Source organism: Streptomyces sp. BBFR102 (genome assembly GCF_051397025.1).
Classification (GTDB): domain Bacteria; phylum Actinomycetota; class Actinomycetes; order Streptomycetales; family Streptomycetaceae; genus Streptomyces.
Window position 1 is genome coordinate 471,107 of record NZ_CP195757.1, and the last position, 25,991, is coordinate 497,097.

Here is a 25,991-nt window from a genome sequence, read left to right on the forward strand (position 1 = left end):
GGGGCGTACACCGGGCCTGACCAGCGGCTGTGGCGCGTCGAGTATGCCCGATCGGGGCCCTCGCGTCACGGGTTGGCGACCGGGACCCTCCTTGAGGACGACCCCGCGCATTGGTACGAACCATTGACCAACTGGTCTAGTCCTCCTAAGGTTCCGGCAACGGCGGGCGAGGCGCCTCGCCCCGCCGCCCGTCCGCCTCCCCCACGAGGAGACACGATGCCCAGAACCCGTCCACGCTCCCGCCTGGCGGCCCTGCTGGCGGCCGCCACCTCCGCCGTCCTCGGTGCCGGGCTCCTGGCCGGCACCGCAACCGCCTCCGCCGGGCCCGCGCCCTCCCCCGCCTCCGGGGCGTCCGCCGCGACCGGGGCCCAGGCAGGCTCCAAGGTGATCGGCTACTTCACCGAGTGGGGGGTGTACGACCGGAACTACCACGTCAAGAACATCGAGACGTCGGGGTCCGCCGACAGACTCACCCACATCAACTACTCCTTCGGCGACGTCCAGGGCGGCGAGTGCGCCCTGGGCGACGGCTTCGCCGCGACCGAGAAGGCGTACTCCGCCGAGGAGTCGGTCGACGGTGAGGCCGACGCCTGGGACCAGCCGCTGCGCGGCAACTTCAACCAGTTGCTGAAGCTCAAGAAGCGCCACCCCGACCTCAAGGTCCTCTGGTCGTTCGGCGGCTGGAGCTGGTCCGGCGGGTTCACCGAGGCGGCCAAGGACCCGGCCGCCTTCGCCGAGTCCTGCCACGACCTGGTCGAGGACCCGCGCTGGGCCGATGTCTTCGACGGTATCGACGTCGACTGGGAGTACCCGAACGCCTGCGGGCTCACCTGCGACGAGAGCGGCCCCGAGGCGTTCGGCGAGGTGGTCTCCGCGCTGCGCGCCGAGTTCGGCGAGGACTACCTGGTCACCGCCGCGATCCCGGCCGACGCCTCCGAGGGCGGCAAGCTGGACGCCGCGGACTACGCCGGAGCCGCGCAGTACGTCGACTGGTACAACCCGATGACCTACGACTACTACGGCGCGTGGGACGCCCAGGGCCCGACCGCCCCGCACTCGCCGCTGACGGCGTACGACGGCATCCCGGACGCCTCGTTCACCACCGAGGCGACCATCGCCAAGCTGAAGGGGGCCGGCGTCCCGGCGTCCAAGCTGCTGCTGGGCCTCGGCTTCTACGGTCGCGGCTGGACCGGGGTCACCGGCGAGGCGCCGGGCGGCAGCGCGAGTGGCCCCGCCTCCGGCGAGTACGAGCAGGGCATCGAGGACTACAAGGTGCTCAAGGAGCGCTGCCCGGCGTCCGGGGAGGCCGGCGGGACGGCGTACGCGCTCTGCGGCGGTGAGTGGTGGAGCTACGACACACCCGCGACCATCGCCGGGAAGATGGCCTTCAAGGAGCGCGAGGGCCTGGCGGGCACCTTCTTCTGGGAACTGAGCGGGGACACCGCCGACGGTGAGCTGATCCGCGCGATCGACTGACCGCCGCACGGGGGCACCGAGGGGGCGCGGGCCTGCTGGCCCGCGCCCCCTGCGGCGTACCGCCCCGCGTCAGCGGATACCCACGGCGGCGAGTGCGGCACGCTGGGCGGCGCTCGGCTCGGCGGGGAAGTACAGGTAGCAGACGCCGCCGGTGCCGGAGAGGACCCGGCCGTCGGCGGCGTGGCGCTTGGTGCGGAGCCAGATGTTCGCCGTCTGAATGCAGTGACAAGCGCACCCGGGCGGCAGCCATCCGGTAGAGCGTAGACGCTTCCCGCCTGCACATATTCAATCGCCGCGATTGAGATGGGGAGGCATTGAGCAAGGCGAGGCGCACTCCCCAGCCACTCCCCGGCAGCACGCACTCCCCAGACGCTCCCCGGGAGGCGATGTTCATGGCAGGCCAAGCCGACCCGGCTCGCGCGGATCGCCCGCGCCCTGGACATCCCGCTCGCCAAGCTGGTCGGCTGAGGGCGTACCCGAGCGGCTCACTCCGCTCAAGCGCGCCCGGTCACCAGAAGTGTGCCGACGCGCCGGTCCCCTTCGGGCGCGGCAAGGACCTGAGCGAACACCTCGGAGAACCCTGCGGCCTCCACCTTCTCGACCCATGTCTGCGGGGTGTAGTCCCAGCGCTTCACGACGAGCGGGTCCTCGTCGGCGCCACGCGGGATGTACGACGCCTGGCAGCCGTAGCAGCCCTCGACCGGCGGCCGGTGGGAGAAGGCGAACACCCCTCCGGCGGTGAGCCGAGAGCGGACGGCAGGGAGCAGACGGGCGGGATCGCTGAACCAGGCAACGCCGAACACCGAGTAGATGGCGTCGAACATCCCGCAGTCGTCGGCCAGATAGTCGAGGGCGTCCGTCTGGTGCAGGGCAAGTCGTGGCAGGTGGCCCCAGCGCTGACGCGCGGCCGCAAGCTGGGCTGGGGAGATGTCGACGCCGACCGTGTGGGCCCCTGCTGCGGCGAGGTGGGCAGCGTTGCCGCCTTTGCCGCAGCCGATGTCCAGGACGCGGCCGCCGGCGGGCAGGTGCAGCAGTTCATCTCCCGGGCCGTGGTCCTGATGCTGCGTCCAGTTGAACCAGGTGGCTTCGCCGCGGCCGTTGACAGGGCGGCGGCTGGGGCGCTGCTGCGAGTAGGTGTCCCAGGCGAGAGCGGTCGTCATGGTGGCTCCGTTCGTAGGCCAGCCGCCCGGCGAGGGCCGGGCGGCTGGAGTCTTGCGCGGGTCAGGTCACTTCTTGCCGGTGTTGGGGCTGTCGGAGCATCCGGCATGGCACGGGCTGCACTCGGCGGAGGCCTCGGGCCACAGCTCGTGGTCGATGCTGTAGCCGGCCATGGTGATGGCAGCTAGGGTGCGGGCGCGTGTCTCGGCAGGCCCACCGGGGAGCGTGGCTTCATCGTCGGTGGGGACGTGGTGAATGAACCGGCCGACGATGCGCTCGCAGAACGCGGCGTAGTCCACCGTGTGAAGGATGAACGTGTGCCAGGCGATGTCCACGAGCGGACTTGGCGCGAGGGCCTGGCCGGGTGCCCGGCCCGAGGCGGCGATGAACGCTGCGGCCTGGACGACGGCTCGGCGGGCCAGGGGTGTGCCGATGTCGGGGTGGTCGGTGGTGATGCGCTGTGCGAGTCGGTCGAGGAGCTGGGAGGTGAGGAGGTGGGACGTGCCGGTTGTGCCGGCGTGCTCCAACGCGATGGTCACGGTGTCCTCTTCGCTGGTGGTGCCCCATGGCTGGGGCGTGGCCCCCGCCGGCGCCCGGCGGGGGGTCTCAGGAGGTGCGGCGCCCGGGGCAGGCCAGGTGCCGAACCACGTCCGGCTTGCCGACGGACCCGGCGTCCGGGGTCAGCCGCTCGTACTCCTCGTCGGGTGTGATCGTCTTGTCGCAGCGGGCGCAGATCATCGGGGCACCTCCATGAGGGTGGGGCGGGTGGGGTCGAGGCGGAGCACGCAGGCGCGGTGGGCGGCGGCGGTGGCCGGGGTGCACGGCTCGCCGCACCGGTCGCAGACGCCGCGCACCTCCTGCGAGCAGCAGGGGCAGGGGCAGGCGCAGCGACCCCGGACCGCTGGCGCGCCGAAGCCGCCGATGTACACGTCGTAGTTCCCCGCGCAGAAGCCGTGCTCGGTGACGCGGCACGGCGCGCACAGGCCGCTCACGACCGGGCCTCCGCGCAGGCAGGGCAGGCGCGGGGGTACCAGCGGACACCCGAGTAAGCGGGGTCCGGGCGGGCGCCGAGGTCCACAGCCATCGCGGTGTCGAGCCGCTCGCCGCACCAGACGCACGCGGCCCCGCGCAGCTGCTCGTTGGCCAGGGTGGTGGGCTGCGGTAACTCCTGCGCTGTCGTCGTCACATTCATCCCCTGCTGTCTGATCGAGATCAGCAGGTTGGCGCGCAACCGGGACCGGAACGCTCACAGATCTGTGAGCGTTACACCCCCGCCCAGGCGGCGAAGCGCGTCAGTCGCTCGGACGGCCGGCGGGTGGTGTGCAGCAGGCCGCGCACCGTCTCCCGCGTCCGAGGAAGGTAGCGGGTCTGCTCCGGGGCGACCGCCCGCGCCTCGACCAGATGCTTCAGCGACGTGTCGCCGAGGCCCGTCTCCATCTCTGCCATGGCCCGGTCGACGAGGAAGCGGGCTCGGCGCGACGTCATCGCCGACGGCGGGATGCGCAGAGCCCTGGCCTGCTGGAGGGCGTCGTCGTACTGGCGCATGGTGATCGCCGCACCCATCGCGTGAAGGTCGACGTTGAGCGCGCCGAAACCGAGCCAGTGGATCGACTGGGCCGGGCCGGTACGGTCGGCCAGTTCGCGGGCCGCCTCGATGTGCCGCGCGACGCCCGCCCGGTCCCGGGCCCGCGCGGCGACCGCCGACGCCCCGAGGTGCAGCTGCCCGGCGACAGCCAGGGCCTCGCGGGACGACTGCCCGTCCAGGGTGGCGTGGCCGGCTTGGACGAGGCGGAGCCCCAGCTCGGAGTCCTGCCAGGACAGGGCGCGCTTGTACTGGCGGATCGCCGCGAGGCACGGGTCGGAGGCCCGCTCCGCGGCCCACCCCATCCTCTCCAGCGCAAGAGCGGCGAGATCCCGGTGCTCCAGCTTCAGGGCCACGTCGTGCGCGGACCGGTAGGCGGAAGCGAGCGCCCGCCACCCTTCCGTGGACGGAGAGATCAGCGCCACGTGGGTCAAGTCGGCGATGAGGTCCGGCAGCACGCTCGCGGCAGTGCGCAGGCGGGTCGCCCGCACCTGCTGGCACACCCGGTCGGCGGCCTCCGCCATGGCCGCCACCGGGCGGGTTGGGCGCTCTGCGTCCGGTGCGAGGTCGTACAGGTCGAGGGCCTCACGGATCGGGCACACGATGTCGGTCCGCTGGCCGGGAAGTTGATCGGTCACGGCAGATCCTGTGAGCAGGGAGACGTCGATGCGCAGGGCTGCGGCGACCGCCGCAACCAGCTCCGCCGACGCTGCGCGCGCTCCACACTCCACCTGATTCAGGAGGCTGTAAGAGAACGGCAGGCGATCCGCGAGCTGGCGTTGGCTGAGTCGTGCCCGGCGCCGCTCTCTGCGGATGCGGCCACCTGTGCTGTCATCGTCCGGTGTGGGCATACTGGTCCCCTTGTTCCTGACTCGTCATCTGGAACATACCCGCGCCGCCCGGCGGGGGGACCTCAACCGCCTCCGGTCGTCCACCGATCGGGGGCGGTTGCGTCTGTCGTGGTCGGCGCGATGGGATGTGCCGATGACGACTCTGTACCTCTTCGGTTCAGCTGCCCCTCCGGTCCTCGGCGTCGGGGCGGTGATCGAGGACGCACAGCAGCGCGGCTTCGATGTGTGCCTCGGCCTCACCCCGACAGCCGCCCACTGGCTGGAGCCGCAGGCGGCCGAGCTGGAGCGTCTGACCGGGCACCCGGTCCGGTCCGAGTACAAGACGCCCGGGACCGCCGACGCCTGGCCGCAGGCGGACGCCGTGCTGTTCGCGCCCGCCACCTTCAACAGCATCAACTCGTGGGCCCTCGGCATCACCAGCTCCTTCGTCGTCGGGGTGTGCGCCGAGGGCATCGGCAAGGGCATCCCCCTGGTGACCATGCCGTGTGTGAACGCCGCCTACGCCCAACACCGAGCGCTCGACAGGAGCGTCACGGAGCTGCGCGGCATGGGCGTGAGCGTGCTGTACGGGGAGGGCGGGTTCCAGCCGAATCCGCCTGGCGAAGGCCGCGAGTTCCCGTGGCGCCACGCTCTCGGCGAGGTCGAGCGCGCTGTCAGCGCGCGGCGCTAACCTGCCCCCATGCCCTCCGTGCCCGCGGCCCGGCCGCGCCCTGCCGCCACGGTGAACGATGGTCCCCGCACGCGCGGGGTGGCCCCTCGGCAGACCAAGTCGGCCAGGGCGGTCTCGCTATGCCGAAGCGCCCCCGCTCCCTGCATCAGCAGGGGGCGGGGGCATTGTCAGTCCTCGTTCTGGTTGGGCCCGGACCACGAACCGTTGGTTTAGACCGGCTCGCGGAACGGGGCGACGGCCGGAACGGGTACGGGGTCGGCGAGGCCTCGGGCGGCCGTCGCGGCGCCGTCTCCACCAATCAGGTCGATGCGGCCTTCGGCTGGACAAGGGTCAGATGCTGGCACGCTGGCCTCTCTCGGGGTGCTGGGCGCAGATCATCATCATGGCGCGCTGTGTGAAGCGTCGTTCCTCGCGTCGCTGCCGAAGGGCGCTGGCCGTCTCCGAGACGGCCGCTCTCCGGGCCTCGGCTTCCTCGCGATCAGCGCGGGCCCGGAGGAGCGCCTGCTCGGCCGCTTCCAGGCCGGGGCTTCGGGTGTGACGCCGCCGTGGCCACTTCACTCGGTACCCGCCTCCTCGATGGTGGCCTCGCGTAGGCCGGCGAGTGCGTGGGTGCCGGTGCGTCCCAGCTCCAGCAGTTCGCGGGTCTGCGCGCGCTCCACCGCGCGCGCCTCCTCCGAGACGGTGTGCGCGGACCGCCAGGTGTCCCGCTCCTCGCGCAGGTCGTCGTAGGTCCGGCGGGGTACGAGGCGCCCGGTGAGGACTATGAGGACCACGAGCGCGAGGAGTGTGACCGCGCCGAGGTCGGCGATCTTCACGCCGAAGAGGTCACCCATCAGCGCCTCCCGGAGGTCAGGTGGCAGGTGGGAGATCCAGGCGGCGCGGGGTGTGCTTCGCGACCCAGCCGCCGACGAACGTGATCGCCATGGGGATGAGCGCGAGGACGAACGGTGCGAGGCCGTCCGGCATCCACTCCACCAGCCGGGCGTCGCCCTGCGCAGTAGTGAGGATCGCCAGCAGGCCGGTGCTCGCCGGGTAGGCGGCGACCGACGAGGCGGTGACCTTCTTCTCTACGGGTGAGGCCATGGTCAGGCCCCCCTTCTGCTGGTCGCGGATGTCGCGGACCAGGTCGCGGATCTCCCAGGCGAGGTCGAAGATCTCGCGCAGGAAGTTGATCGGCTTCCAGGTCGGATTCTTCTCGCGCGTCGGGGACTTCGCGGGGGCGGGCGCCTTGTCCTGCTCCCGCGTCTCCTTGTAGGACACGGGCTTCTCCTTCTCGGGGGTGGGGGCCTTGCCGGGCGGGGCGGAGAGGCGGCGCTCGATCCGGTCGCGCATCGACGACATGGCGAAGCCGCGCGGGTCGACCTTGCCGGGCTGCCACTCCAGGTGGCCGATGACCGAGGCGGCGCCCCAGCCGTGCACGTGGCAGATGGCGGCCGACACGCGCTCGATCGCGTCGAGCTGGGCGGCGGGCCAGGGTCCTTGCCGTCGCCGAGGTTCTCGCACTCGAAGCCGTAGAAGCGCGCGTTGCCGTCGGTGTTGGCCTCGTTCGCGGCTGGTCCTTCTCCGCGATGACTGCGGCGAGGACGTCGTCGTCGCCGAGCCCGGCGTGGTTGGCCCGGCCGTAGCCGACGAGGTGGACCCGGCCGTCCTTCGTGATGACGCCGTGGCAGAGGGGACCGGGCAGGCCGAGTAGCCGTTGCGGCAGATGTCGACGGTTCGTGCGGAGCCGGAGGTGACGGTGTGGTGGATCATCACGCCGTTCACAGGGCCCCAGGCGCCCTTGCTGTTGCGGTTGCGGGTTCTCCTAGCTGCCCACCTCCACGACGGTGGCTCCCTCGGCCTTGAGGCGGAGGCGCCGCCGCCGAGCGGGGCGGGAACGCGCCCCTCGCACATACGACCTTCTGGTCACCTCCCCGTCCGGCCTTGCGATGCGCAGAACCTCTTTCAACCAGCGAGTCTGGAAGCCCGCGCTCGTGGAGGCCGGCATCCTCCCGGCCCCGGACTCGAAGGTCGTGACGCGCGCCAACGGTAAGAGGCGGACTGTCCTGCGGCACGCAGGGTCCCGCGACGACGGGTTCCACGCTCTACGCCACGCGTTCGCCTCGGTACAGCTGGACGCCAGGGAGTCCGTCGTTTCCGTATCCTCGTGGATGGGGCACAAGGATGCGTCGATCACGCTGAGGATCTATGCGCACTTCATGCCCGAGGCGGACGGGCGAGGGCGAGCAGTGATGCAGCAGTGGCTCGCCGAGGGAGTTTCGGAAAGACCTCCCCCTTCACTCCCCAGCCTTGACAGCTCAGCCCTAAGACCCCCTTGAACTGACGCTCAAGGGGGCTTCGCTACGTCGACCTACCGGACACCGACAGAAGCCAGCGCAGCCCTCTGAGTTGGGGAAAGCTCGGCGGGGAAGTACAGGTAGCAGACGCCGCCGGTGCCGGAGAGGACCCGGCCGTCGGCGGCGTGGCGCTTGGTGCGGAGCCAGATGTTCGCCCACTGGGTGCGGTCGTAGATCCGGCGGACGGCCTCGTTGCTCGGCGAGGCGGGGTCGTTGGCGACGATGTCGCCGTTCTCGGTGAAGCCGACGACGGTCATCAGGTGGCCCGAGGTGCCGTAGCCGGCGCCGGTCAGCTCCTCGGCGAGGAAGGACTGCGAGGTGATGACCGGGATGCCGGCGGTGACCAGCCGGTGCAGGTCGGCCAGCGAGCCGAGCCGGGTGACGACGGCGCGCAGGTCGTCGTAGGTGGCGGCGTAGGCGGCGTTGAAGGGCCAGTTGCCGCATCCCTCGTACTGGTGGTCGTAGGTGAAGCGGGCCGCGTGGCACACCTGGGGGTCGTCGTAGTCGGGGTTGACCCAGGACAGGTCCTCGGCGGTGGGACGGCGGCCCCAGTACTCGATGATCATCTGCGAGGAGGTGGGGCTGCACCACGCCTCGCCCCCGTTGTCGTACTCCGGGTACTGGCCGATGTGGGTGTTCTGCGAGTAGCGGGGCACGTCCAGTTCGTGGGCGCGGCCCGGCCTGCTCGCGGGGACGGTGAAGCGGTCGGGGACGTCGGAGGTCATCGCCCCGGCCCGCCAGACGGTGGGTGTGGCACCGCTGCCCGGGGTGCGGTAGAGCGTCAGGCGCAGGCGGAACGCGACAATCCGGGTGCCGGAGGCGGCGTCGTCCACCGAGACGGTGTCGGTCCAGACGCTGCTGCGGTCGTCGCCCTGGCCGTCGACCGAGGTCCGCCGGATGTCCTGGTCGCCCGAGGCCCACCGGCCCAGTACGTACCAGGGGGTGCGGACACCGTCCGCGTAGACGCCCTCCGCCTCGACCTGGAGCCAGGTCCCGGCCGGGGTACGGGCGTTCCAGGAGGCGATCAGCTCGGTGGCGGGGACCTTGCTGCGGTGCAGCGGGGAGGTCCAGGTGGCGTACTCCCAGGCGGCGGTGGTGCCGGTGTGCGGGTCGGCGTACTCGGCGACGCCCGCCGGAGCGGCGATGCGGATGCCGGGGCGGGACCCGGCGACGACGCGGATGCCGCTGCCCCGGCCCCCGAGCCAGTCCGAGGCGGTGCTCCAGAAGTGGTTGTCGACGGTTGCGGGCTCCCGCCGCTCGCCGGCCGGGGGACGCGGCAGCGGGCCCGAGGCGGCGGCGGGGCCGGCGGCCGCGGTGGCGGCGACGGCGGCCGCGGCCGTCAGCAGGGCCCTGCGGGGGAGTTCGGATCGGGTCATGGGAGGTCCCCCAGTCGACGTCGGATCAGCACGAGAGGCACGCCAGGTGCACGACAAGTGCCCACTATGGCCGGTGCCCCAGCCCTTCTGCCAGGGTTCCCGGCTGCCAGGGGTGGACCAATATTGGCCTGAACCACTGGCACCCCGGCCGCGCCGCGCGGGACCCGCGACCACACCCACCCGGGCGGCGGCGCACCGCGCCCCCGTACGCTGGCGCCGTGCGACAGGACCCCACCGGCCGAACCGGCCCGCCCGGCCCCCTTCCCCGCCTCGCCGCCGAGATCCGGGAAGCCCGGCCCTCCCTCGGCCCGGTCCGGCTCGTCGCCGTGGACGGGCACGCCGGATCGGGCAAGACCACCTTCGCCGGGCGGCTGGCCGAGGCCCTCGGCGGGGCACCCGTCCTCCACCTGGACGACCTGGCCACCCATGACGAGCCGTTCGCCTGGACGGCGCGGCTGCGCCGGCAGGTGCTCGCACCGCTCAGCAGGGGCGAGGAGGCCCACTACCGGCCCTACGACTGGAACCGCCGCGCCTTCGGTCCGCCCACGCCCCTGCCGGCGGCCCCGGTGGTCCTGATCGAAGGGGTGGGCGCGGGCCGGCGCGCGGTGCGGCCGGTGCTGGCCCGGCTGTTGTGGGTGGACGTCGACGTACGGACCGCCCGCCGGCGCGGCGAGGAGCGGGACGGGCCGCGGCTCGCCGCCTTCTGGCGCGGCTGGGCCCGGGCCGAGCGGCGGCACTTCGCCGGGGACCCGTCGCGGCCCTTCGCCGACACACTGGTACGGCCCGGTGCGACGGGTGAACCGGCACTTCTTTCAGGCCCTCGGCGAATCACTCCCAACCCCCTTGCCGGTGACGGTGGGTGACGCACCATCGGCACTCCGCCGATCTCCGCCGAAAGCCCGTCAGCGGGGGCTCGCAGCCGCTTGACCGGGGCCCGCCGCAGGTCATACGTTCTGCGGGAGCGGTCCGAGCGGGGCCGCTCCCGCAGACGCGAAGCCCCCGGTTGTTCCCCCGTGACCGGGGGCTTCGTTCTGCCCGCAGCGCCATTTCGCACCGCTTTGCGCACCCGCCCGTTCACTCAACGTCACCACGCACCCCGCGCCCCACCCGCCGCCGCACGTCCGCGGTGCGGCCGCATCCCCTTCGGCCACCCCCCTCCCACAGGTACGATGCCCCTCGGTGCGACCTCGGACGGCTCGCCGTTCCGGCGGGCAACGGCCGTGCGCGGGAGGGTGGTTGGCTGGAGAGCAGTCGTCCGTCGGCGCCCGGCGGGACACCAGGGGGCAGTTTGTGGGGGACGTGATGGACTTCGGCACGCAGGGCTCTCGGGCCCCGGCCGACCTCGCCTGGCTGCGAGGGGTCGACGCCTACACGATGGGCGCGTATCCGCAGGCCGAGGAGGAGTTCCGGGAAGCGGTCCGGCTGGACCCCCGGATGGCGGACGGCTGGCTCGGGCTGCACGCCCTGCGCATCGACACCACCACCGCGCTGCTGCACATGTACGAGCACCGCGACCGCTTCGGCGAGCAGCGCGCCCGACACCGCCGCACCCTCAACTCCTGGTACTGGCTCGGCTGGTGGGTGCAGCCCGTGCTGGAGAGCAGCCGGGACCTACTGCTCGCGCACGCCTCGCACTGGCTCGACGGGCGCCACGTGCCGGAGCTGGACCGGGCCCTCGCGGGCCTGCCGCCGGTCGAGGCCGATCCCCAGGTGCGCTTCCTGCACGCCTGCCGGGCCTATCTGGTCAAGGACTGGGAGCAGTTGGTCCGCCACACCGACCCGCTGCGCGACGATCCGCTGCTGGGTATCGAGGCCGGGCTCTTCGGCGGTATGGCACGAGTGCGGCTGGAGATGTTCGGGCACGCCGAACCGCTGCTCTCCGCGGCACTGATGCGCTGCCGCAGCGAGCAGCCGCAGCGCAAGGAGCTGCGGTACTGGCTGGCCCGCGCCCACGAGGGCACCGGCCGGTCGGCGGCGGCGCTGCCGCTGTACCGGGCGGTGCACCGGGTGGACCCCGCGTTCATGGACACCGCGGCACGGCTGGCGGCGATCACCGAGGGGGACGGATACGCCGACCTGGCCGACGCGGTGGACCTCTCCTCGGTGGCGGTGGCGCAGAACGCGGAGGCTCCCGAGCAGGCGGAGCCCGCCTACGGCACCGATCCGGGCGGGCGTGACCTGCGGACGGAGGCCGTCCCCGACCCGGTGGCCGTGCCTGTACCACCGGACGCCGCCCGCGAGAAGGCGGCTTCGGCCCGGTCGGCCGACGGGTGGCTGCCGGCCGGGTCGGCCGACCCGGTGGCACTGGAGCGGGCGCTCGCCGAACTGGAGCGGATGGTGGGGCTGGAGCCGGTCAAGCGGCAGGTGAAAGCCTTGTCGGCGCAGCTCAACATGGCGCGGCTGCGAGCCGGCCAGGGACTGCCCGTGCGACCGCCGAAGCGGCATTTCGTCTTCTCCGGCCCCTCCGGCACCGGCAAGACCACGGTGGCCCGCATCCTGGGCCGGGTCTTCTACGCGCTGGGGCTGCTCGGCGGCGACCACCTGGTGGAGGCGCAGCGCTCGGACCTGGTCGGTGAGTACCTGGGCCAGACCGCGGTGAAGGCCAACGAGCTGATCGACTCGGCGCTGGGCGGCGTGCTCTTCCTCGACGAGGCGTACAGCCTCGCGGGCGGCGCCTACGGGCGCGGGGACGCCTACGGCGACGAGGCGCTCCAGGTGCTGCTGAAGCGGGCCGAGGACAACCGGGACCGCCTGGTGGTGATCCTGGCCGGCTATCCGGAGGGCATGGACCAACTGCTGACCGCCAACCCGGGCCTGGGCTCGCGCTTCACCACCCGGGTCGACTTCCCTTCGTACCGGCCCGCCGAGCTGACCGCGATCGGCGGGGTGCTGGCGGCGGAGAACGGCGACGGCTGGGACGAGGAGGCGATGGAGGAGCTGCGGTCCATCAGCGGGCACGTCGTCGAGCAGGGGTGGATCGACGAACTGGGCAACGGCCGCTTCCTGCGCACCCTGTACGAGAAGAGCTGCGCCTACCGGGACCTGCGGCTGACCGCGTTCCCGCACACCCCGGGCCGGGAGGACCTGGCCACACTTCGACTGCCGGACCTGATGCAGGCGTACGGCGAGGTGCTCTCGGGGCGTGGACCGCAGAACCCGCCGCCGCTGTAGGGGCGACGGCGGGTCCGGCGTACGGCGGGAGGCGCTGGTCAGCCGCTGGAGGGCAGCCGGCTGGAGTGGTGCTCGGCCAGAGTCCGCAGGGCGCGGGCGTCGCGGACGGCGGCTGCGCGGCCGTTGCCGGGCTGGATGCCGAGGACCGGCATGCTGGTGCCGTCGCTCAGGTCCAGGAAGACCCAGGCGTCGCCGGCGCGCAGGTTGACCCGGACGATCTCCGCCCAGGCCAGGTGCCGGACCCGGGTGATGTTGACGACGGTGACCCCGTCCTCGTCGGCCCGCACCCGGGGCCTGGCCAGCAGGAGCAGGACGCCCGCGAGCAGGGCGGCGGTGAAGACGAAGCTGCTCTTCTCGGCCGGACTGAGGCTGTCCAGGAGCAGCGCGACGGCGCTCACCACGACGAACAGGGCGACCGCGGCGGCGACGAGCACCGCCCGGGTCTTCGCCGGCCGGAAGACGACGGGCAGTGCGGGGAGTTCGGGGGTGCCGTGCTCGGTGCTCATGGCTGGCTCCGGGGGTCCGTCGTGCCGGGGGCTGCTCAGAGCCGGCAGGCGTGGATGGCGGTGGTGAGGATGGCGCGGGCGCCCAGGGCGTAGAGGTCGTCCATGATGCGCTGGGCGTCCTTGGCGGGGACCATGGCGCGGACCGCGACCCAGCCCTCGTTGTGCAGCGGGGAGACGGTGGGCGACTCCAGGCCGGGGGTGAGGGCGACGGCCCGCTCCAGGTGCTCGGCGCGGCAGTCGTAGTCCATCATCACGTAGGCCCGGGCGACCAGGACGCCGTGGAGGCGGCGGAGGAACTGCTGCACCTTGGGCTCGGCGGCGTCCTCGGAGCCGGCTCCGGTGCGGCGGATGACGACGGCCTCGGAGTGCATGATCGGCTCGCCGAAGACCTCCAGGCCCGCGTTGCGCAGGGAGGTGCCGGTCTCCACCACGTCGGCGATGACCTGGGCCACGCCGAGTTCGATGGCGGTCTCCACCGCCCCGTCGAGGTGGACGACGGAGGCGTCGACCCCGTGCTCCGCCAGGTGGCGGCCGACGATGCCCTCGTAGGAGGTGGCGATGGTACGGCCCTTGAGGTCGTCCGCGGACTCGGCGGTGCCGGGCCGGGCGGCGAAGCGGAAGGTGGAGCGGGCGAAGCCGAGCGGGAGGATCTCCTCCGCGTCGGCGCCGGAGTCCACCAGCAGGTCGCGGCCGGTGATGCCGATGTCGAGGCGGCCGGTGGCCACGTAGATGGCGATGTCGCGCGGGCGCAGGTAGAAGAACTCGACCTCGTTGACCGGGTCGACCAGGACGAGTTCCTTGGACTCCTTGCGCTGCTGGTATCCGGCCTCATGGAGGATCGCCGACGCAGGTCCGGAGAGAGAACCCTTGTTGGGGACGGCGATGCGCAGCATGAGGTCGGACCCTTCGTGCGGGAGAGAGTGCGGTGCGGAGGAACGAGCGGGGAAGGCGCGGGTGGGCGCTCAGAGATGGGCGTACACGTCGTCGAGGGAGATGCCGCGGGCGACCATCATCACCTGTACGTGGTACAAGAGCTGGGAGATCTCCTCGGCGGCGGCCTCCTTGCCCTCGTACTCGGCGGCCATCCACACCTCGGCGGCCTCTTCGACGACCTTCTTGCCGATGGCATGCACTCCCTTGTCCACCAGTTCGGCGGTGCGGGAGGTGCTGGGGTCGCCGTGCGCGGCCTTCTGCTGGAGCTCGGTGAAGAGCTCCTCGAACGTCTTCTTGGACATGGTGTCCCCCACCCTACGCGCTTCCCGTCACCGGTCAGCGCCAGGGTTCGGCGACGGTCCGCAGCGCGGCGGCGGTGGCCACGGCGGCGGTGACCGCTTCGTGCCCCTTGTCCTCGCGGGAGCCCTCGATGCCGGCCCGGTCGAGCGCCTGCTCCTCGGTGTCGCAGGTGAGGACGCCGAAGCCGACGGGGACGCCGGTGTCCACCGAGACCTGGGTGAGGCCCTGGGTGACCCCCTGGCACACGTACTCGAAGTGGGGCGTACCGCCGCGGATGACGACGCCGAGGGCGACGATCGCGTCGTACCCGCGGGAGGCCAGCACCTTGGCGACGACGGGGAGTTCGAAACTGCCCGGGACCCGCAGCAGGGTGGGCTCGCTGATCCCCAGTTCGCCCAGGGCGCGCAGGGCGCCGTCGACCAGGCCGTCCATGACCTGCTCGTGCCACTGCGCGGCGATCACCGCGACCCGCAGGTCCTGGCAGTTCTTCACACTCAGTTCGGGGGCGCCCTTGCCGCTCACTCGCTTCTCCTCGCGTTCGCAGTCGATGGATCGTGGTGGGTGTCTGGGGGTACGTCCGGGTGCCGCCGGCGGTTACCGGCTGCCGCAGGGGCCGGTGGGGGCCGGTGGGCGGCCCTCCAGCCAGGGCAGGTCGTGGCCCATGCGGTCGCGCTTGGTGCGCAGGTAGCGCAGGTTGTGCTCGCCCGCCTGGACCGGCAGCGGTTCGCGGCCGGTGACCCGCAGGCCGTGCCGGGTCAGGGCGGCGGACTTGTCGGGGTTGTTGGTGAGCAGACGCAGGCTGCGGATGCCGAGGTCGGCGAGGATCTGCGCACCGGCCGCGTAGTCCCGGGCGTCGGCGGGCAGGCCCAGCTCGGTGTTGGCGTCCAGGGTGTCGCGGCCGAGCTCCTGGAGTTCGTAGGCGCGGAGCTTGGAGAGCAGGCCGATGCCGCGCCCCTCGTGGCCGCGGAGGTAGACGACGACGCCCCGGCCGTCCTCGACCACGCGGTCCATGGACTTCTGGAGCTGGGGGCCGCAGTCGCAGCGCAGCGAGTGGAAGACGTCGCCGGTCAGGCACTCGGAGTGGAGCCGGACCAGGACGTCCTCGCCGTCGCCGAGGTCACCGTGGACGAGGGCGACGTGCTCGACACCGTCGACGGTCGAGCGGTAGCCGTAGGCGGTGAAGTCGCCCGAGGCGGTGGGCAGGCGGACGGTGGCCTCGCGGCGGACGGTCGGCTCGCTGCCGCGGCGGTAGGCGATCAGGTCTTCGATGGAGATGATCGACAGGCCGTGCTTGCGGGCGAAGAGGACCAGCTCGGGCAGGCGCAGCATGGCACCGTCCTCGCCCGCGATCTCCACGATGGCCCCGGCGGGACGCAGCCCGGCGAGCCGGGCGAGGTCGACGGCGGCCTCGGTGTGGCCGGGCCGGACCAGGACGCCGCCGGGCTTGGCGCGCAGCGGGAAGACGTGGCCCGGGCGGACCAGGTCGCCTGCGGTGGTGCCGGCGTGGGCGAGCAGCCGCAGGGTGGTGGCGCGGTCGGCGGCACAGATGCCGGTGGTGACGCCGTGGGCGGCGCCGCCGTCGACCGAGACGGTGAAGGCCGTCCGCATGGACTCGGTGTTGGTGGCGACCATCTGGGGCAGGTCGAGCCGGTCCAGGTCCGGGCCCTCCAGGGGGGCGCAGATCAGTCCGCGGCACTCGCTCATCATGAAGGCGACGACCTCGGGGGTGGCTTTCTCGGCGGCGAGGACGAGGTCGCCCTCGTTCTCGCGGTCCTCGTCGTCCACCACGACGACGGGCCGGCCGGCGGCGATGTCGGCGACGGCCTGCCCGACCGGGTCGAGGACGGGCCGCTCCCCGGTCGCGTCGGGGCGGTAGCTGTCGTGGCCAGCACTCATGCCGGTGCTCCTTCCAGCGCGGCGGCGGTGGCGCGGGAGCGCAGCCACCAGTCGCGCATGCCCCACAGGACGAGGGCGAGGTAGATCACGTAGACCAGGCCGGAGAAGGCCAGGCCGCTGTTGAAGGCGAGGGGGACGCCGACGAGGTCGACGAGGAGCCAGGCGAACCAGAACTCGACCAGTCCGCGGGCCTGCGCGACCATCGCGGCGAGGGTGCCGACGAAGATGTACGCGTCCGGCCAGGGGTTCCAGGAGAGGGCCGGAACGGCGGCGAACAGGAGGCCGACCGCGAGGGTCCCGGCGGCCGTCCCGGCGAGCAGCAGGCCGCGCTCGCGCCACGTGGCGAAGCGGACCGCGATGGACCCGTCCTGGGCGTGCTGCCTGCCGCGGGTCCACTGCCGCCAGCCCCACAGGGCGACGCCGATGACCAGGAGCTGCTTGCCGACGCCACCGCTGAGCTGGGCCGAGGCGTAGGCGCCGACCAGGATCAGGCCGGAGAGGAACTGGGCGGGCCAGGTCCATATGGAGCGCCGCCAGCCGAGGGCCAGGGCGGCCAGGCCGACGGTGTTGCCGACCATGTCGGACCAGATCACGTGCTGGCCGAAGGCGGTGAACGCCTCGGTGTTGAGCCAGTCGAAGGCGCTCATCGGCCCTCCTCCCCCGCGGTGGCGGGAGCCACGCGGTGGCCGAGCATCCGCTCGACGTACTTGGCGACCACGTCGACCTCCAGGTTGACCGGGTCGCCCGGCTGCTTGTGGCCGAGGGTGGTCAGGGCGAGGGTGGTCGGGATGAGGCTGATCGTGAAGTGCTCCTCGCCCGCCTCGACCACGGTCAGGCTGACGCCGTCCACAGTGATGGAGCCCTTCTCCACGACGTACCGCGCGAGGTGGGCGGGGAGGGAGACGGTGACCAGTTCCCAGTGCTCGGAGGGCTCGCGGGCGGTGAGGGTGCCGACGCCGTCCACGTGGCCCTGGACGAGGTGGCCGCCGAGGCGGCCTCCGACGGCGGTGGGGCGTTCGAGGTTGACGCGGGAGCCGGGGGCGAGCGCGCCGAGGCTGGAGCGGGTGAGGGTCTCGGCCATGACGTCGGCGGTGAAGGAGTCGGTGTCGTGGTCGACCACGGTCAGGCAGACGCCGTTGACGGCGATGGAGTCGCCGTGCCGGGCGCCTTCGGTGACGACCGGGCCGCGCAGCCGGAAGCGAGCGGCGTCACCGAGGTCTTCGACGGCGGTGACTTCCCCGAGTTCTTCGACGATTCCGGTGAACACTCAGTGCTCCTTGGTGAGGGGGGTGGCGGGGACGGCGGTGATCCGCAGGTCGGGTCCGATGCGGCGGGCGTCGGTGATGTCGAGTCGCAACGCGTCGGCGAGGGTGGAGATTCCGCCGCCGCTCAGCGCCTGGGGCCCGGCACCGAGCAGCGCGGGTGCCAGGTAGCCGACGACGCGGTCGACGGCTCCGGCGGCGACGAAGGCCCCGGCCAGGTGCGCCCCGCCCTCCAGCAGGACGGAACGCACGGAACGGGCGTGGAGGGCGGCGAGGAGCGCGACGAGGTCCAGCCCGCCGGCGGTACGCGGCAGGCGCAGCACCTCGGCGTGCGGGTGGGCTTCGAGGTGCCGGGCGTCGGCGTCCACGGCCACCGCGACCAGGGTGGGCGCGGCGTCGTCGAGGACGCGGGCGCCGGGGCGTACGGCGGTGGCATCGCTGTCCAGGACGATCCGCAGGGGCTGCACGGGCGCGGGGGCGTCCGGCGCGGCGGCGGGGAGCCGGGCGGCGAGGTGCGGGTCGTCGGCGCGGGCGGTGCCGGCGCCGACCAGGACCGCGTCGGCCTCGGCGCGCAGGCGGTGCACGTCGGCGCGGGCCTCGGCGGAGGTGATCCAGCGGCTGGTGGAGTCGGCGGCGGCGGTACGGCCGTCGAGGGTGGCCGCGTACTTCCAGGTGACGTGCGGCCGACCGCGCCGCACCGAGGTGAGCCAGGCGGCGTTGACCTGCTCGGCCTCCTCGGCGAGGAGCCCCGAGGCGGTCTCGGCGCCCGCGGCGCGCAGGGTGGCGGCGCCGCCTCCGGCCCGCGGGTCCGGGTCGGCGACGGCGTACAGGACGCGGCGCACGCCGGCGCCGAGGAGGGCCTGGGCGCAGGGACCGGTGCGTCCGGTGTGGTTGCAGGGCTCCAGGGTGACGACGGCGGTGCCGCCGCGGGCCCGGTCGCCCGCCTCGCGCAGGGCGTGGATCTCGGCGTGCGGGCCGCCGGCCCGCCGGTGCCAGCCCTCGCCGGCCTGCTCGCCGTGGGCGTCGAGGACGACGCAGCCCACGACGGGGTTGGGGCTGGTGGTGCCGAGACCGCGTGCGGCGAGTTCCAGGGCGCGGCGCATCGCGGCGCGTTCCCGCTCGTTCGCCTGGGGGGTGGCCACCCGGGTCCTCCTGCCTCTTCGGGCACGGACTCCGGGGCCTGTCATGAACGACAGCGACACGGACGACGGTACGCGCGACGCCGGAAGGAACCGTCTCCCGGGAGTTCTCCCGTGAAACGGCCTACGGCGGCACGTCCTCGCCCGCCGCGCACTGCCTCCCATCCGGACTTTCACCGTCGGTCCAGGAGTTCCACCTGGTCAACCGCCCACTGGATGCGGACGGGTCGCGGACTGTTACCGCCGGTTCGGAATTACACCGACCCCGGAGTGCGCTGCTTGACTACTCCCGTCAGTGTGCCACGCCGGTCAAGGGCCGTCGTCCGCCTGTGGCCCGACTCACAGGCCGCCCGACCGGCGCGCGAGCCCGCCCCGGGGGTGCCAGGCTGACGCCCATGACGACGATTCTGGTCACGGGCGGGACGGGACGGCTGGGGCGGCCGCTGGTGGCGCGGCTGCGCGAGGAAGGACAGGACGTACGGGTGCTGAGCCGCCGTGATCCGCACCATCCGGTCGATCTGCGCCGGGGCCAGGGGCTGGACGCGGCGCTGGCCGGGGTGGGGACGGTGGTGCACTGCGCCTCCTCGCCGGCGGGCGGCGACGCGCAGGCGGCCGGGAACCTGCTGGCCGCCGCGGACCGGGCCGGGGTGGAGCACCTGGTGTACATCTCGATCGTCGGGGTGGACCAAGTGCCGTACCCGTACTACCGGGTGAAGCATCAGGTCGAACGGATGGTCGAGGAGTCCGGCCTCGGGTGGACGGTGCTGCGGGCCACCCAGTTCCACGATCTGGTGCGTTCCGTGCTGCGGGCGCTGGGGCGGCCGCCGGTCATGCTGCTGCCGAAGGGGCTCCAGGACCAGCCGGTGGCCGTCGAGGAGGTGGCCGGGCGCCTCGCCGGGCTGGCGCTCGGGGCTCCCGCCGGACGGGTCAGGGACCTGGGCGGGCCCGAGGTGCGGGATCTGGAGTCGCTGGCCGATGCCTGGGCCGGGGCCTCCGGCCGGGGGCGGAGAAGGGTCGGGGTGCCCCTGGCGGGACGTACCTACCGGGCGTTCCGGGACGGGAAGCACCTGGCTCCTGACGGGGACAAGGGGTCGGTGACCTTCGAGGAGTTCCTGGCGGAGCGGGGGGCCTGAGGGCTCTCCCCCCGGGCCCGGCCGGGGACCCGTCGGCCGGCGGTGGGCGCCACGACCGGTCTCGGTGTCGGCCGGACCGGGGCGGCGTCCAGGGCCTGTCCGGCGGATCTTCGTGGGCCTGCGACGCCTGGCACGCACTCTCGCCGTACTCCCGGATCACCCGAGTACGTCCCGTACGAGGGGAGCACGCACCGGGCGCCGCAGGCTGTTCCACGAAGATCCGCCGGACAAGCCCTGCGCGCGACGGCCGCAGCCGCCTTGTGCGCCGCCTCACGGCACCTCGCAGACGGCCTGAACGCGGGCCGGACTGAGCGTCAGGCCGAGAAGACCGCTTCCCTCGCCTCTTCCTGGGCCGTGAGGAGGGCCCCGGCGAGGACGGCTGCGCCGCCGAGGCGGGTGGGGCGGACGTCGGTGCGGAGGGGGGAGAGGGTGGCCAGGCGTTTGCCGACGCGGGCGGCGAGGGCCTCGCCGCCCGCCTCGCCGGTCTCGCCGGCGAGGACTACGCAGCCGGGGTCCAGGACGGCGGCGACGGCGGCGGCGCCGAGGGCGACCCGGTCGGCCAGCTCGTCCAGGAAGAGCTCTCCGGCCGTGCCCGCGTCGAGCGCGGTCCGGACGGCGGTCGCGGAGGCGGGCTCCGCGGGGCCGTCGCCGCCCTCGCGGGCGCCGTCCACGGGCAGGCCGTGGCGGCGGGCCAGCTCGTGGACGGCGGCGGCTCCGGCCAGGGAGTGGAAGCCTCCGCCGCAGTCGGTGGCGGAGGGCAGCGAGGAGGTCAGCGGGACGGGCAGGAAGCCGATCTCGCCCGCCCCTCCCCCGGCACCGCGCCGCAGCGCACCGTCGAGGACGACGGCCGCGCCGACGCCGTGGCCGAGCCAGAGCAGCACGAAGGTGTCGTGGTCCTGGGCCGCGCCGTGGCGGCGTTCGGCGACGGCGGCCAGGTTGGTCTCGTTCTCGACCAGGACGCGGGCGAAGTGGTGGCCCTGGAGGGCGCGGACCAGCCGCCGGTGCCAGCCCGGCAGCCCTGTGGAGTCGCGCAGTTCGCCGGTGGCGGGGTCGACCAGGCCGGGCGCGCCGACGCAGATGCTGTGCAGCTCGTCCACGCCCGCCTCGGCCAGGGCGGCGTCGAGCAGGCTGACGGCCCGCTCCGCGGCGGGCACGGTCCCGAGGCCGCCGTCGATGGGCAGCCGCGCCTCGGCGAGCGGAGCGCCCAGGAGATCGGTGACGACGAGGGCGAGGCCGCTGGTGCGCACGTCGAGGGCGGCGAGGTGGGCCCGCTCGGCGACCAGTCCGTAGAGCCGGGCGTTGGGCCCGCGCCGGTCGGCGCCGCTCTCCCCCACCACCCGGATCAGCCCGGCGCCGGTGAGCCGGTCGAGCAGATCCGCCACGGTGGGCCGGGAGAGGCCGGTCAGTTCCTTGAGGCGGGCCGCGGTGAGCGGCCCCTCGCGCAAGAGGTGGTCGAGGGCCAGCCGGTCGTTGATGACCCGGGCGGTACGCGGTGAGGCGGGCATGCCGCGATCCTTCCAGAAACCGCACATCTATCAGGCAGGGTTCCTGATAGTTTACCGCCCGGCATGGCGGCCGGTCCGCCCGGGGCAGGTCCGTGCCGAGGTCGGCGCTGCCCGCCCCGCCCCCGAAGCGGCGGAGGACGGGTCCCGGTGGCCGGTGGTGTTTCCAGGAGGGGGACCGATGGCAGCGGACGCGGAACTTCCGGTGAGGGACGGCAGCGAGGTGCGGCGGGCCCGGTACGCCGTGGCCGCCGTCTTCTGCGCGCACGGCACGGTGACGGGGAGCTTCGCGACCCGGGTGCCGTGGATTCAGGAGCACGCGCAGATCAGCGCCGGCCAACTGGGCCTGGCGCTCGCCTTTCCCGCCGTCGGCGCGGCGCTGGCGATGCCGCTGGCCGGGTCGCTGAGCCACCGGTTCGGCTCCCGGGCGGCACTGCGCGGCCTGGTCGCGCTGTGGACGCTCGCGCTGGCGCTGCCCTCCCTCGCCCCCGGCCTGCTCACGCTCTGCCTGGCGCTCTTCGTCTACGGGGCGAGCGCGGGGATGTCGGACGTGACGATGAACGCGCTGGGCGTGGAGGTCGAGAACCAGATCGGCCGGTCGGTGATGTCGAGCCTGCACGGCATGTGGAGCGTGGGGGCGCTGCTGGGCTCGGCCGCCGGTACCGTCGCCGCCCATCTGCACGTCGACGCCCGGCTGCACCACGCCGGGGCCGCGCTGGTGCTGACGGTGATCGCGGTCGCGGTCTGCCGGGGCGTCCCGGACGTGCGCGGCGAGCCCGGCGAGACGCCTCCGCCCCGGTTCGCGCCGCCGCCGAGGTCGGCGCTGCTGATCGGCGCGGTCGGCTTCTGCGCGGTCTTCGCGGAGGGCGCGGCGATGGACTGGTCCGGGGTCTACCTGCGTGACGTACTCGCCGGCTCGCCCGGTGTCGCGGCGGCCTCGACCACGGCCTTCGCGCTGACCATGGCGGTGGCGCGGCTCTGCGGGGACCGCATCGTGGACCGGTTCGGAGCGGTCGGGACGGTACGGGCGGGCGGCGCCCTGGCCACCGTGGGCGGGCTCCTGGTGGTGACCGCGGCCGACACCGGGACCGCGCTGGCCGGGTTCGGGCTGATCGGCCTGGGCGTGGCCGTCGTGGTGCCGCTCGCCTTCGCGGCGGCGGCCCGCAGCGGTCCGCGCCCGGCGCAGGCCATCGCGGGCGTCGCCACCATCACGTACACCTCGGGGCTGATCGCGCCGTCGGCGATCGGCGGGGTCGCCGACCTCTCCTCGCTGGTCGCCTCCTTCGTGCTGGTGACGGTGCTCGCCTTCGGCCTGGTGGTGGGCGCGGGGGTGCTGCGGGCCGGGCCGAGGACGGCTGCGGGCGAGAGCGTGACCACGCCTGCGGCAGCGGACGCGCCGCGTCCGTGAACGCCTCGGTCCGCGGCGCCGGGCGCATCGGTGTGCGTGGCGGTGCCGCCGACGGAGCAGAGCCGCAGGCCGTGGATGAGGCCGGGCGGCCCGGGCTCTCCGGCCGGAGGTGGACGGCACGGGCCCCGGTCCGGGTGCCGGGGCCTCGCAGGTGAGGGGGACTCTTCACCGCGTCGCGGTCGACGCCCACGGCGTGCCGGTCCCCGGCGCGGGTGTGGCCGCGCTCGGCCCAGGGGTCGCCCGGGCAGGCTCGAAGCGGAGCGGGTGGCGGGCGTCCGCGTCGTCGACCTGGACCTCGACGGGGCGAGGGGGCCGGGAGCCTCGGAGGCGGGCGGGGGCGGTCTCCTGGAGACCGGAACGGGTGGGGCAACGCCCCGGCACGCGGGCGGGCCGGTCGGCCCGGTGCGGGCGGAGCCGCCCTCGCCTGCCCGTCCGTCGGCCGGCGGGGGTCAGAGTTCGTCGAGGGGCTCGTCGAGGACGCCCTGGCTGGCGATGATGTAGCCGAGGTGGCCACGGCTGCGGCTGCCGAGGAGTTCGCTGGCCTTCTGGATGTGGCTGAAGACGGTGCGGGTGCTCATGCCGAGGCGGGAGGCGATGGCCTCGTCGGTGTAGCCGTTGACCATCAGGCGCAGCACGTTCTGGCGGGTGCGGGAGGTCAGCAGCTGGGGGCGGTGGCGGCCGTGCTGGTAGGTGACGGGCTCGGCGTGCTCCCACATCAGCTCGAAGACCTTGCGCAGGTACTCGACCAGCGGTGGATGCTGGATCAGTATCGCCGCGGCCTCGCGGTCGGCGCCTGCCGGGATGAAGGCGGAGGAGCGGTCGCAGATGATGACCCGGTCGAAGACCTCGTTGAGGGTGCGCACCTGGGCGCCCTGGGCGATGACCTGCTCGATGTAGGCGAGCGTGGGCCCGTGCGCGCGCACGGTGTGCTGGTAGAGGGTGCGCTGGCGCACACCGCGGCTGATCAGGGCGAGGTCGCGCGGGAGCGCTTCGGCCAGTTGCTCGGGCCCACGGCCGCCGCCCGGCTGTGCGGTGAGCAGTTCCTCGGTGCAGTCGGAGACGGCCTTCTCCAGTGCGGGGTTGATCTCCTCCCCGGTCAGCAGCCGGATCGGCAGCTCGGCCTGCCGCATGACGTCGCGGTAGGCGTGCTCGGCGGCGTGGAAGGAGGTGCGCAGTGCGGCGAGCCGCTCCTGGTGGGCCAGCACGGCCAGTTCCAGCGGCCAGGCCAACCCGGTGACGGCGATGTCGGGCGGGACGGGGGCGAGCCGTTCACCGGTGCCGGGCAGCGGGCGCAGCAGGCCCATCGCGAGCAGGCACTCGGGGGCCTCGCCGCTGACCTCCCCCTCGGCCAGCGCGGTGCGGTAGAACTCGATGCCCCAGTCGCAGAGCTGGGGCGTTCCCGTTTCCGCGCAGTCGTCCTGGGTTGGACACATCTGGGCATCCTTCCGGCTTCCGCATTGCGACTTCACGAATGCCCGTACCGGTTACCGCCAGACATCCGAACCGGCAAGATGGACGGTGACAGCCGTTCGGAAGCCGCCCCCCGGGCTCCGACAGCCGCGAGTGTACGCCCAAAGGGCGCGGAAATCATCGGCTCACGGTAGTCAGGCGCGCACGCGAGCGGGGTCCGAAGACGGCGGTCACGACCGCACCCGGCGGCGGCGCCCAAGAGATCGCGGAACGGCCCTCGGACGGAAGGCCCGCCGGTCGCGGGCTGATCGCGACCCGGCGGCACGCCCCCGCCCTCGACGGCCTGGCGGACCGGCACCGGGTACGGCAGCTGGCGGGGCCGCCGCCGCGAGGGCCGGCTCCAGCACGCTCCGGCTGCTGGACGGCGGCGGGATTCTCAGGCTTTCGCCAAGCAACCGACCGAGGGCGCCCAGGAGCACCCGCGGGTGTCCGGCGACGTTTTCCGGTTCCGGCGCTGCCGCCGGCCGCGCGGGGCACGTTGAAGCGGTCGCACGCCCAGGCCGCACCGGGCCGCGCGGGCAGCGGGGCGGGGGGCCGCCTCGGGATCGGAGTTCCGACCACCGGTCCGACGGCGCCCGGTGGGATTTGGATCATGACTGTCTGTCTTTGGCACGATCTGCCCGCGCTTCCGGTTCCCGCATTGCGTGTTCACGTCACGCGAAAGCTTCCAAGTGCATTTGAGACTTCGGCAGGATGCGTTTCAGAGCCGAGAGGGCAGACCGCCCTTCTTAGGAAGAAGAACTCGCGATGCCAAGCCTTGCCGTCCGCGTCCACAAGACGCTCGGGACCCTCGCCCTCCTGCTGGCCGCCTTCGTGGGCCTCCAACTCCACTCCCAGCCGCAGGTGTCCGTGGTCGCCCTCACCGCCCACGGCGCCTCGCCCGCGGACTCCGGCTGGGGTCCGTGAGCCCCGGATTCCGTTCCACCGCCCCGCTGGGACCACCCCGCGCCTCCCTTTCTCGCACCGCTCCGCACGGCAACGACTCTGAGAGGAACCGACGATGGCGAACCCGTTCGAGGACGCCGAGGCCAGCTACCTCGTCCTGGTGAACGACGAGGGGCAGCACTCGCTGTGGCCCGCCTTCAGCCCGGTGCCCGCCGGCTGGCAGCAGGTGTTCGGTGTCGCCGGCCGGCAGGAGTGCCTGGACTACGTCGAGCAGAACTGGCAGGACCTGCGCCCGAAGAGCCTGGTCGCGCACCTGTCCGAGAGCTGATCCCGGGGCGCCGGCCCCACCCGTCGCCCCCTCGCCCCCTCGCCCGCCGGACCACCGAGCAGCACCCGGCCCTGGACGGGCCCCGTCGAGCGGGCCACTCAGCCGGCCGCCCCTTTCCACGGCGGGCGCGGAGCGACCACCCGCGCGAAGTGCCCGCCGCTCACCCGGCACGGCCGGGCCCCCGCACCGGACCGCCCGCCAGGTCGCCGCCGCACCGCACCACCGGAGCCCGCCGACCCCTCCCCCGGCACCGCCGGAACGCGCCTTGCGCCGCACCGCCGCACCGCCGCACCGCCGCACCGCCGCACCGCCGCACCGCCGCACCGCCGCACCGCCGCACCGCCGCACCGCCGCACCGCCGCACCGCCGCACCGCCGCACCGCCGCACCGCCGCACCGCCGCACCGCCGCACCGCCGCACCGCCGCACCGCCGCACCGCCGCACCGCCGCACCGCCGCACCGCCGCACCGCCGCACCAGCGCATACCTGCACACCGCGCCGCCACACAAACGGCATCCGAGCACGCCCCAGCACCGCGACAGGACCGCAGCATCGCTCCGCCGGCTCCCCGGCCGACCGCCCGGGAGCCAACCCAGCTCGCCGCTCCCG

At 73.6% G+C, this 25,991-nt stretch carries 26 protein-coding genes, 2 pseudogenes and 1 riboswitch; of the genes and pseudogenes, 8 read left to right on the forward strand and 20 right to left on the reverse strand.

Going from position 1 to position 25,991, the window contains the following annotated elements:
* Window positions 1-216 precede the first annotated feature (216 nt).
* Window positions 217-1,476, forward strand: a complete 1,260-nt coding sequence (locus tag ACSLIC_RS02175; protein WP_436735973.1) for a glycoside hydrolase family 18 protein — start codon at window positions 217-219, stop codon at window positions 1,474-1,476.
* A gap of 69 nt (window positions 1,477-1,545) precedes the next feature.
* Here ACSLIC_RS02175 and ACSLIC_RS02180 read toward each other — a convergent pair.
* The 7 genes and pseudogenes from ACSLIC_RS02180 to ACSLIC_RS02210 form a co-directional block, all read right to left on the reverse strand.
* Window positions 1,546-1,686: pseudogene (locus ACSLIC_RS02180) on the reverse strand (peptidase C39 family protein); the annotation flags it as partial.
* Between the two features lie 284 nt (window positions 1,687-1,970).
* Window positions 1,971-2,636: a class I SAM-dependent methyltransferase gene (locus tag ACSLIC_RS02185; RefSeq protein WP_436735974.1), complete on the reverse strand. Its 666-nt coding sequence runs from the start codon at window positions 2,634-2,636 to the stop codon at window positions 1,971-1,973.
* A gap of 66 nt (window positions 2,637-2,702) precedes the next feature.
* Entirely contained in the window at window positions 2,703-3,173 is a 471-nt protein-coding gene (locus ACSLIC_RS02190) for a hypothetical protein (RefSeq protein WP_436735975.1), read from the reverse strand.
* Window positions 3,174-3,240: 67 nt separating this feature from the next.
* Window positions 3,241-3,372 (reverse strand): hypothetical protein, encoded by a 132-nt coding sequence (locus ACSLIC_RS02195; RefSeq protein ID WP_436735976.1) that lies wholly within the window; start codon window positions 3,370-3,372, stop codon window positions 3,241-3,243.
* Window positions 3,369-3,626 (reverse strand): hypothetical protein, encoded by a 258-nt coding sequence (locus ACSLIC_RS02200; protein ID WP_436735977.1) that lies wholly within the window; start codon window positions 3,624-3,626, stop codon window positions 3,369-3,371. The genes ACSLIC_RS02195 and ACSLIC_RS02200 overlap by 4 nt, the downstream gene beginning before the upstream one ends.
* A complete protein-coding gene (locus ACSLIC_RS02205) occupies window positions 3,623-3,826 on the reverse strand; it encodes a hypothetical protein (RefSeq protein ID WP_436735978.1) in 204 nt (67 codons plus the stop codon). The genes ACSLIC_RS02200 and ACSLIC_RS02205 overlap by 4 nt, the downstream gene beginning before the upstream one ends.
* Before the next feature lie 71 nt (window positions 3,827-3,897).
* Window positions 3,898-5,067, reverse strand: coding sequence for a helix-turn-helix domain-containing protein (locus ACSLIC_RS02210; RefSeq protein WP_436735979.1), 1,170 nt, complete (start codon window positions 5,065-5,067; stop codon window positions 3,898-3,900).
* Window positions 5,068-5,200: 133 nt separating this feature from the next.
* Between ACSLIC_RS02210 and ACSLIC_RS02215 the strand changes: the two genes are divergently transcribed.
* The gene (locus ACSLIC_RS02215) at window positions 5,201-5,737 is read left to right on the forward strand and encodes a flavoprotein (RefSeq protein WP_436735980.1); all 537 of its coding nucleotides are present in this window, start codon (window positions 5,201-5,203) and stop codon (window positions 5,735-5,737) included.
* A 554-nt stretch (window positions 5,738-6,291) separates the two neighbouring features.
* Here the strand turns inward: ACSLIC_RS02215 and ACSLIC_RS02220 are convergent.
* From ACSLIC_RS02220 to ACSLIC_RS02230, 3 genes and pseudogenes are all read right to left on the reverse strand, one after another.
* Complete coding sequence (locus ACSLIC_RS02220; protein WP_436735981.1) at window positions 6,292-6,570, reverse strand: hypothetical protein; 279 nt, start codon at window positions 6,568-6,570, stop codon at window positions 6,292-6,294.
* Window positions 6,571-7,042: 472 nt separating this feature from the next.
* A pseudogene (locus tag ACSLIC_RS02225) lies at window positions 7,043-7,628 on the reverse strand (N-acetylmuramoyl-L-alanine amidase); the annotation flags it as partial.
* A 459-nt stretch (window positions 7,629-8,087) separates the two neighbouring features.
* A complete protein-coding gene (locus ACSLIC_RS02230; protein WP_436735982.1) occupies window positions 8,088-9,449 on the reverse strand; it encodes a peptidase C39 family protein in 1,362 nt (453 codons plus the stop codon).
* A 218-nt stretch (window positions 9,450-9,667) separates the two neighbouring features.
* Between ACSLIC_RS02230 and ACSLIC_RS02235 the strand changes: the two genes are divergently transcribed.
* On the forward strand, window positions 9,668-10,312 hold the full coding sequence (locus ACSLIC_RS02235) for a uridine kinase family protein (protein WP_436735983.1): 645 nt from the start codon (window positions 9,668-9,670) through the stop codon (window positions 10,310-10,312).
* A gap of 439 nt (window positions 10,313-10,751) precedes the next feature.
* Window positions 10,752-12,620 (forward strand): AAA family ATPase, encoded by a 1,869-nt coding sequence (locus ACSLIC_RS02240; RefSeq protein ID WP_436740249.1) that lies wholly within the window; start codon window positions 10,752-10,754, stop codon window positions 12,618-12,620.
* Between the two features lie 38 nt (window positions 12,621-12,658).
* On the opposite strand, the gene ACSLIC_RS02245 is transcribed toward ACSLIC_RS02240, so the two are convergent.
* The 8 genes from ACSLIC_RS02245 to ribD form a co-directional block, all read right to left on the reverse strand.
* Window positions 12,659-13,126 (reverse strand): PH domain-containing protein, encoded by a 468-nt coding sequence (locus ACSLIC_RS02245; protein WP_436735984.1) that lies wholly within the window; start codon window positions 13,124-13,126, stop codon window positions 12,659-12,661.
* 35 nt (window positions 13,127-13,161) lie between these two features.
* Entirely contained in the window at window positions 13,162-14,019 is an 858-nt protein-coding gene (hisG, locus tag ACSLIC_RS02250) for an ATP phosphoribosyltransferase (RefSeq protein ID WP_436735985.1), read from the reverse strand.
* A 69-nt stretch (window positions 14,020-14,088) separates the two neighbouring features.
* The gene (locus ACSLIC_RS02255) at window positions 14,089-14,361 is read right to left on the reverse strand and encodes a phosphoribosyl-ATP diphosphatase (RefSeq protein WP_383175221.1); all 273 of its coding nucleotides are present in this window, start codon (window positions 14,359-14,361) and stop codon (window positions 14,089-14,091) included.
* 34 nt (window positions 14,362-14,395) lie between these two features.
* Window positions 14,396-14,881, reverse strand: coding sequence for a 6,7-dimethyl-8-ribityllumazine synthase (gene ribH / locus ACSLIC_RS02260; RefSeq protein WP_436735986.1), 486 nt, complete (start codon window positions 14,879-14,881; stop codon window positions 14,396-14,398).
* A gap of 72 nt (window positions 14,882-14,953) precedes the next feature.
* The gene (locus tag ACSLIC_RS02265; RefSeq protein WP_436735987.1) at window positions 14,954-16,255 is read right to left on the reverse strand and encodes a bifunctional 3,4-dihydroxy-2-butanone-4-phosphate synthase/GTP cyclohydrolase II; all 1,302 of its coding nucleotides are present in this window, start codon (window positions 16,253-16,255) and stop codon (window positions 14,954-14,956) included.
* Window positions 16,252-16,902: a nicotinamide mononucleotide transporter family protein gene (locus tag ACSLIC_RS02270; protein ID WP_436735988.1), complete on the reverse strand. Its 651-nt coding sequence runs from the start codon at window positions 16,900-16,902 to the stop codon at window positions 16,252-16,254. Before ACSLIC_RS02270 ends, ACSLIC_RS02265 begins: the two co-directional genes overlap by 4 nt.
* Entirely contained in the window at window positions 16,899-17,522 is a 624-nt protein-coding gene (locus ACSLIC_RS02275) for a riboflavin synthase (RefSeq protein ID WP_436735989.1), read from the reverse strand. The genes ACSLIC_RS02270 and ACSLIC_RS02275 overlap by 4 nt, the downstream gene beginning before the upstream one ends.
* Window positions 17,523-18,659, reverse strand: a complete 1,137-nt coding sequence (ribD, locus tag ACSLIC_RS02280) for a bifunctional diaminohydroxyphosphoribosylaminopyrimidine deaminase/5-amino-6-(5-phosphoribosylamino)uracil reductase RibD (RefSeq protein WP_436735990.1) — start codon at window positions 18,657-18,659, stop codon at window positions 17,523-17,525.
* A gap of 144 nt (window positions 18,660-18,803) precedes the next feature.
* Window positions 18,804-18,934, reverse strand: a riboswitch (FMN riboswitch).
* 117 nt (window positions 18,935-19,051) lie between these two features.
* Between ribD and ACSLIC_RS02285 the strand changes: the two genes are divergently transcribed.
* Complete coding sequence (locus tag ACSLIC_RS02285; RefSeq protein ID WP_436735991.1) at window positions 19,052-19,789, forward strand: SDR family oxidoreductase; 738 nt, start codon at window positions 19,052-19,054, stop codon at window positions 19,787-19,789.
* Between the two features lie 314 nt (window positions 19,790-20,103).
* Here the strand turns inward: ACSLIC_RS02285 and ACSLIC_RS02290 are convergent, their stop codons facing one another.
* A complete protein-coding gene (locus ACSLIC_RS02290) occupies window positions 20,104-21,294 on the reverse strand; it encodes an ROK family transcriptional regulator (protein WP_436735992.1) in 1,191 nt (396 codons plus the stop codon).
* A gap of 178 nt (window positions 21,295-21,472) precedes the next feature.
* Between ACSLIC_RS02290 and ACSLIC_RS02295 the strand changes: the two genes are divergently transcribed.
* Window positions 21,473-22,699 (forward strand): MFS transporter, encoded by a 1,227-nt coding sequence (locus ACSLIC_RS02295; RefSeq protein ID WP_436735993.1) that lies wholly within the window; start codon window positions 21,473-21,475, stop codon window positions 22,697-22,699.
* Window positions 22,700-23,148: 449 nt separating this feature from the next.
* Here the strand turns inward: ACSLIC_RS02295 and ACSLIC_RS02300 are convergent, their stop codons facing one another.
* Complete coding sequence (locus ACSLIC_RS02300; RefSeq protein WP_436735994.1) at window positions 23,149-24,132, reverse strand: LuxR C-terminal-related transcriptional regulator; 984 nt, start codon at window positions 24,130-24,132, stop codon at window positions 23,149-23,151.
* Between the two features lie 784 nt (window positions 24,133-24,916).
* Here ACSLIC_RS02300 and ACSLIC_RS02305 point away from each other — a divergent pair.
* A complete protein-coding gene (locus ACSLIC_RS02305; RefSeq protein WP_436735995.1) occupies window positions 24,917-25,075 on the forward strand; it encodes a hypothetical protein in 159 nt (52 codons plus the stop codon).
* A 94-nt stretch (window positions 25,076-25,169) separates the two neighbouring features.
* Window positions 25,170-25,382, forward strand: a complete 213-nt coding sequence (locus ACSLIC_RS02310) for an MbtH family protein (RefSeq protein WP_436735996.1) — start codon at window positions 25,170-25,172, stop codon at window positions 25,380-25,382.
* Window positions 25,383-25,991: the final 609 nt, after the last annotated feature.

Coding starts and splice junctions, on each gene's coding strand:
- ACSLIC_RS02305 (WP_436735995.1), top strand. CDS start 24,917: ATGCCAAGCCTTGCCGTCCGCGTCCACAAGACGCTCGGGACCCTCGCC.
- ACSLIC_RS02195 (WP_436735976.1), bottom strand. CDS start 3,372: ATGATCTGCGCCCGCTGCGACAAGACGATCACACCCGACGAGGAGTAC.
- ACSLIC_RS02220 (WP_436735981.1), bottom strand. CDS start 6,570: ATGGGTGACCTCTTCGGCGTGAAGATCGCCGACCTCGGCGCGGTCACA.
- ACSLIC_RS02290 (WP_436735992.1), bottom strand. CDS start 21,294: ATGCCCGCCTCACCGCGTACCGCCCGGGTCATCAACGACCGGCTGGCC.
- ACSLIC_RS02230 (WP_436735982.1), bottom strand. CDS start 9,449: ATGACCCGATCCGAACTCCCCCGCAGGGCCCTGCTGACGGCCGCGGCC.
- ACSLIC_RS02295 (WP_436735993.1), top strand. CDS start 21,473: ATGGCAGCGGACGCGGAACTTCCGGTGAGGGACGGCAGCGAGGTGCGG.
- ACSLIC_RS02215 (WP_436735980.1), top strand. CDS start 5,201: ATGACGACTCTGTACCTCTTCGGTTCAGCTGCCCCTCCGGTCCTCGGC.
- ACSLIC_RS02285 (WP_436735991.1), top strand. CDS start 19,052: ATGACGACGATTCTGGTCACGGGCGGGACGGGACGGCTGGGGCGGCCG.
- ACSLIC_RS02310 (WP_436735996.1), top strand. CDS start 25,170: ATGGCGAACCCGTTCGAGGACGCCGAGGCCAGCTACCTCGTCCTGGTG.
- ACSLIC_RS02205 (WP_436735978.1), bottom strand. CDS start 3,826: ATGAATGTGACGACGACAGCGCAGGAGTTACCGCAGCCCACCACCCTG.
- ACSLIC_RS02255 (WP_383175221.1), bottom strand. CDS start 14,361: ATGTCCAAGAAGACGTTCGAGGAGCTCTTCACCGAGCTCCAGCAGAAG.
- ACSLIC_RS02185 (WP_436735974.1), bottom strand. CDS start 2,636: ATGACGACCGCTCTCGCCTGGGACACCTACTCGCAGCAGCGCCCCAGC.
- ACSLIC_RS02210 (WP_436735979.1), bottom strand. CDS start 5,067: ATGCCCACACCGGACGATGACAGCACAGGTGGCCGCATCCGCAGAGAG.
- ACSLIC_RS02270 (WP_436735988.1), bottom strand. CDS start 16,902: ATGAGCGCCTTCGACTGGCTCAACACCGAGGCGTTCACCGCCTTCGGC.
- ACSLIC_RS02240 (WP_436740249.1), top strand. CDS start 10,752: ATGGACTTCGGCACGCAGGGCTCTCGGGCCCCGGCCGACCTCGCCTGG.
- ACSLIC_RS02265 (WP_436735987.1), bottom strand. CDS start 16,255: ATGAGTGCTGGCCACGACAGCTACCGCCCCGACGCGACCGGGGAGCGG.
- ACSLIC_RS02300 (WP_436735994.1), bottom strand. CDS start 24,132: ATGTGTCCAACCCAGGACGACTGCGCGGAAACGGGAACGCCCCAGCTC.
- ACSLIC_RS02245 (WP_436735984.1), bottom strand. CDS start 13,126: ATGAGCACCGAGCACGGCACCCCCGAACTCCCCGCACTGCCCGTCGTC.
- ACSLIC_RS02175 (WP_436735973.1), top strand. CDS start 217: ATGCCCAGAACCCGTCCACGCTCCCGCCTGGCGGCCCTGCTGGCGGCC.
- hisG (WP_436735985.1), bottom strand. CDS start 14,019: ATGCTGCGCATCGCCGTCCCCAACAAGGGTTCTCTCTCCGGACCTGCG.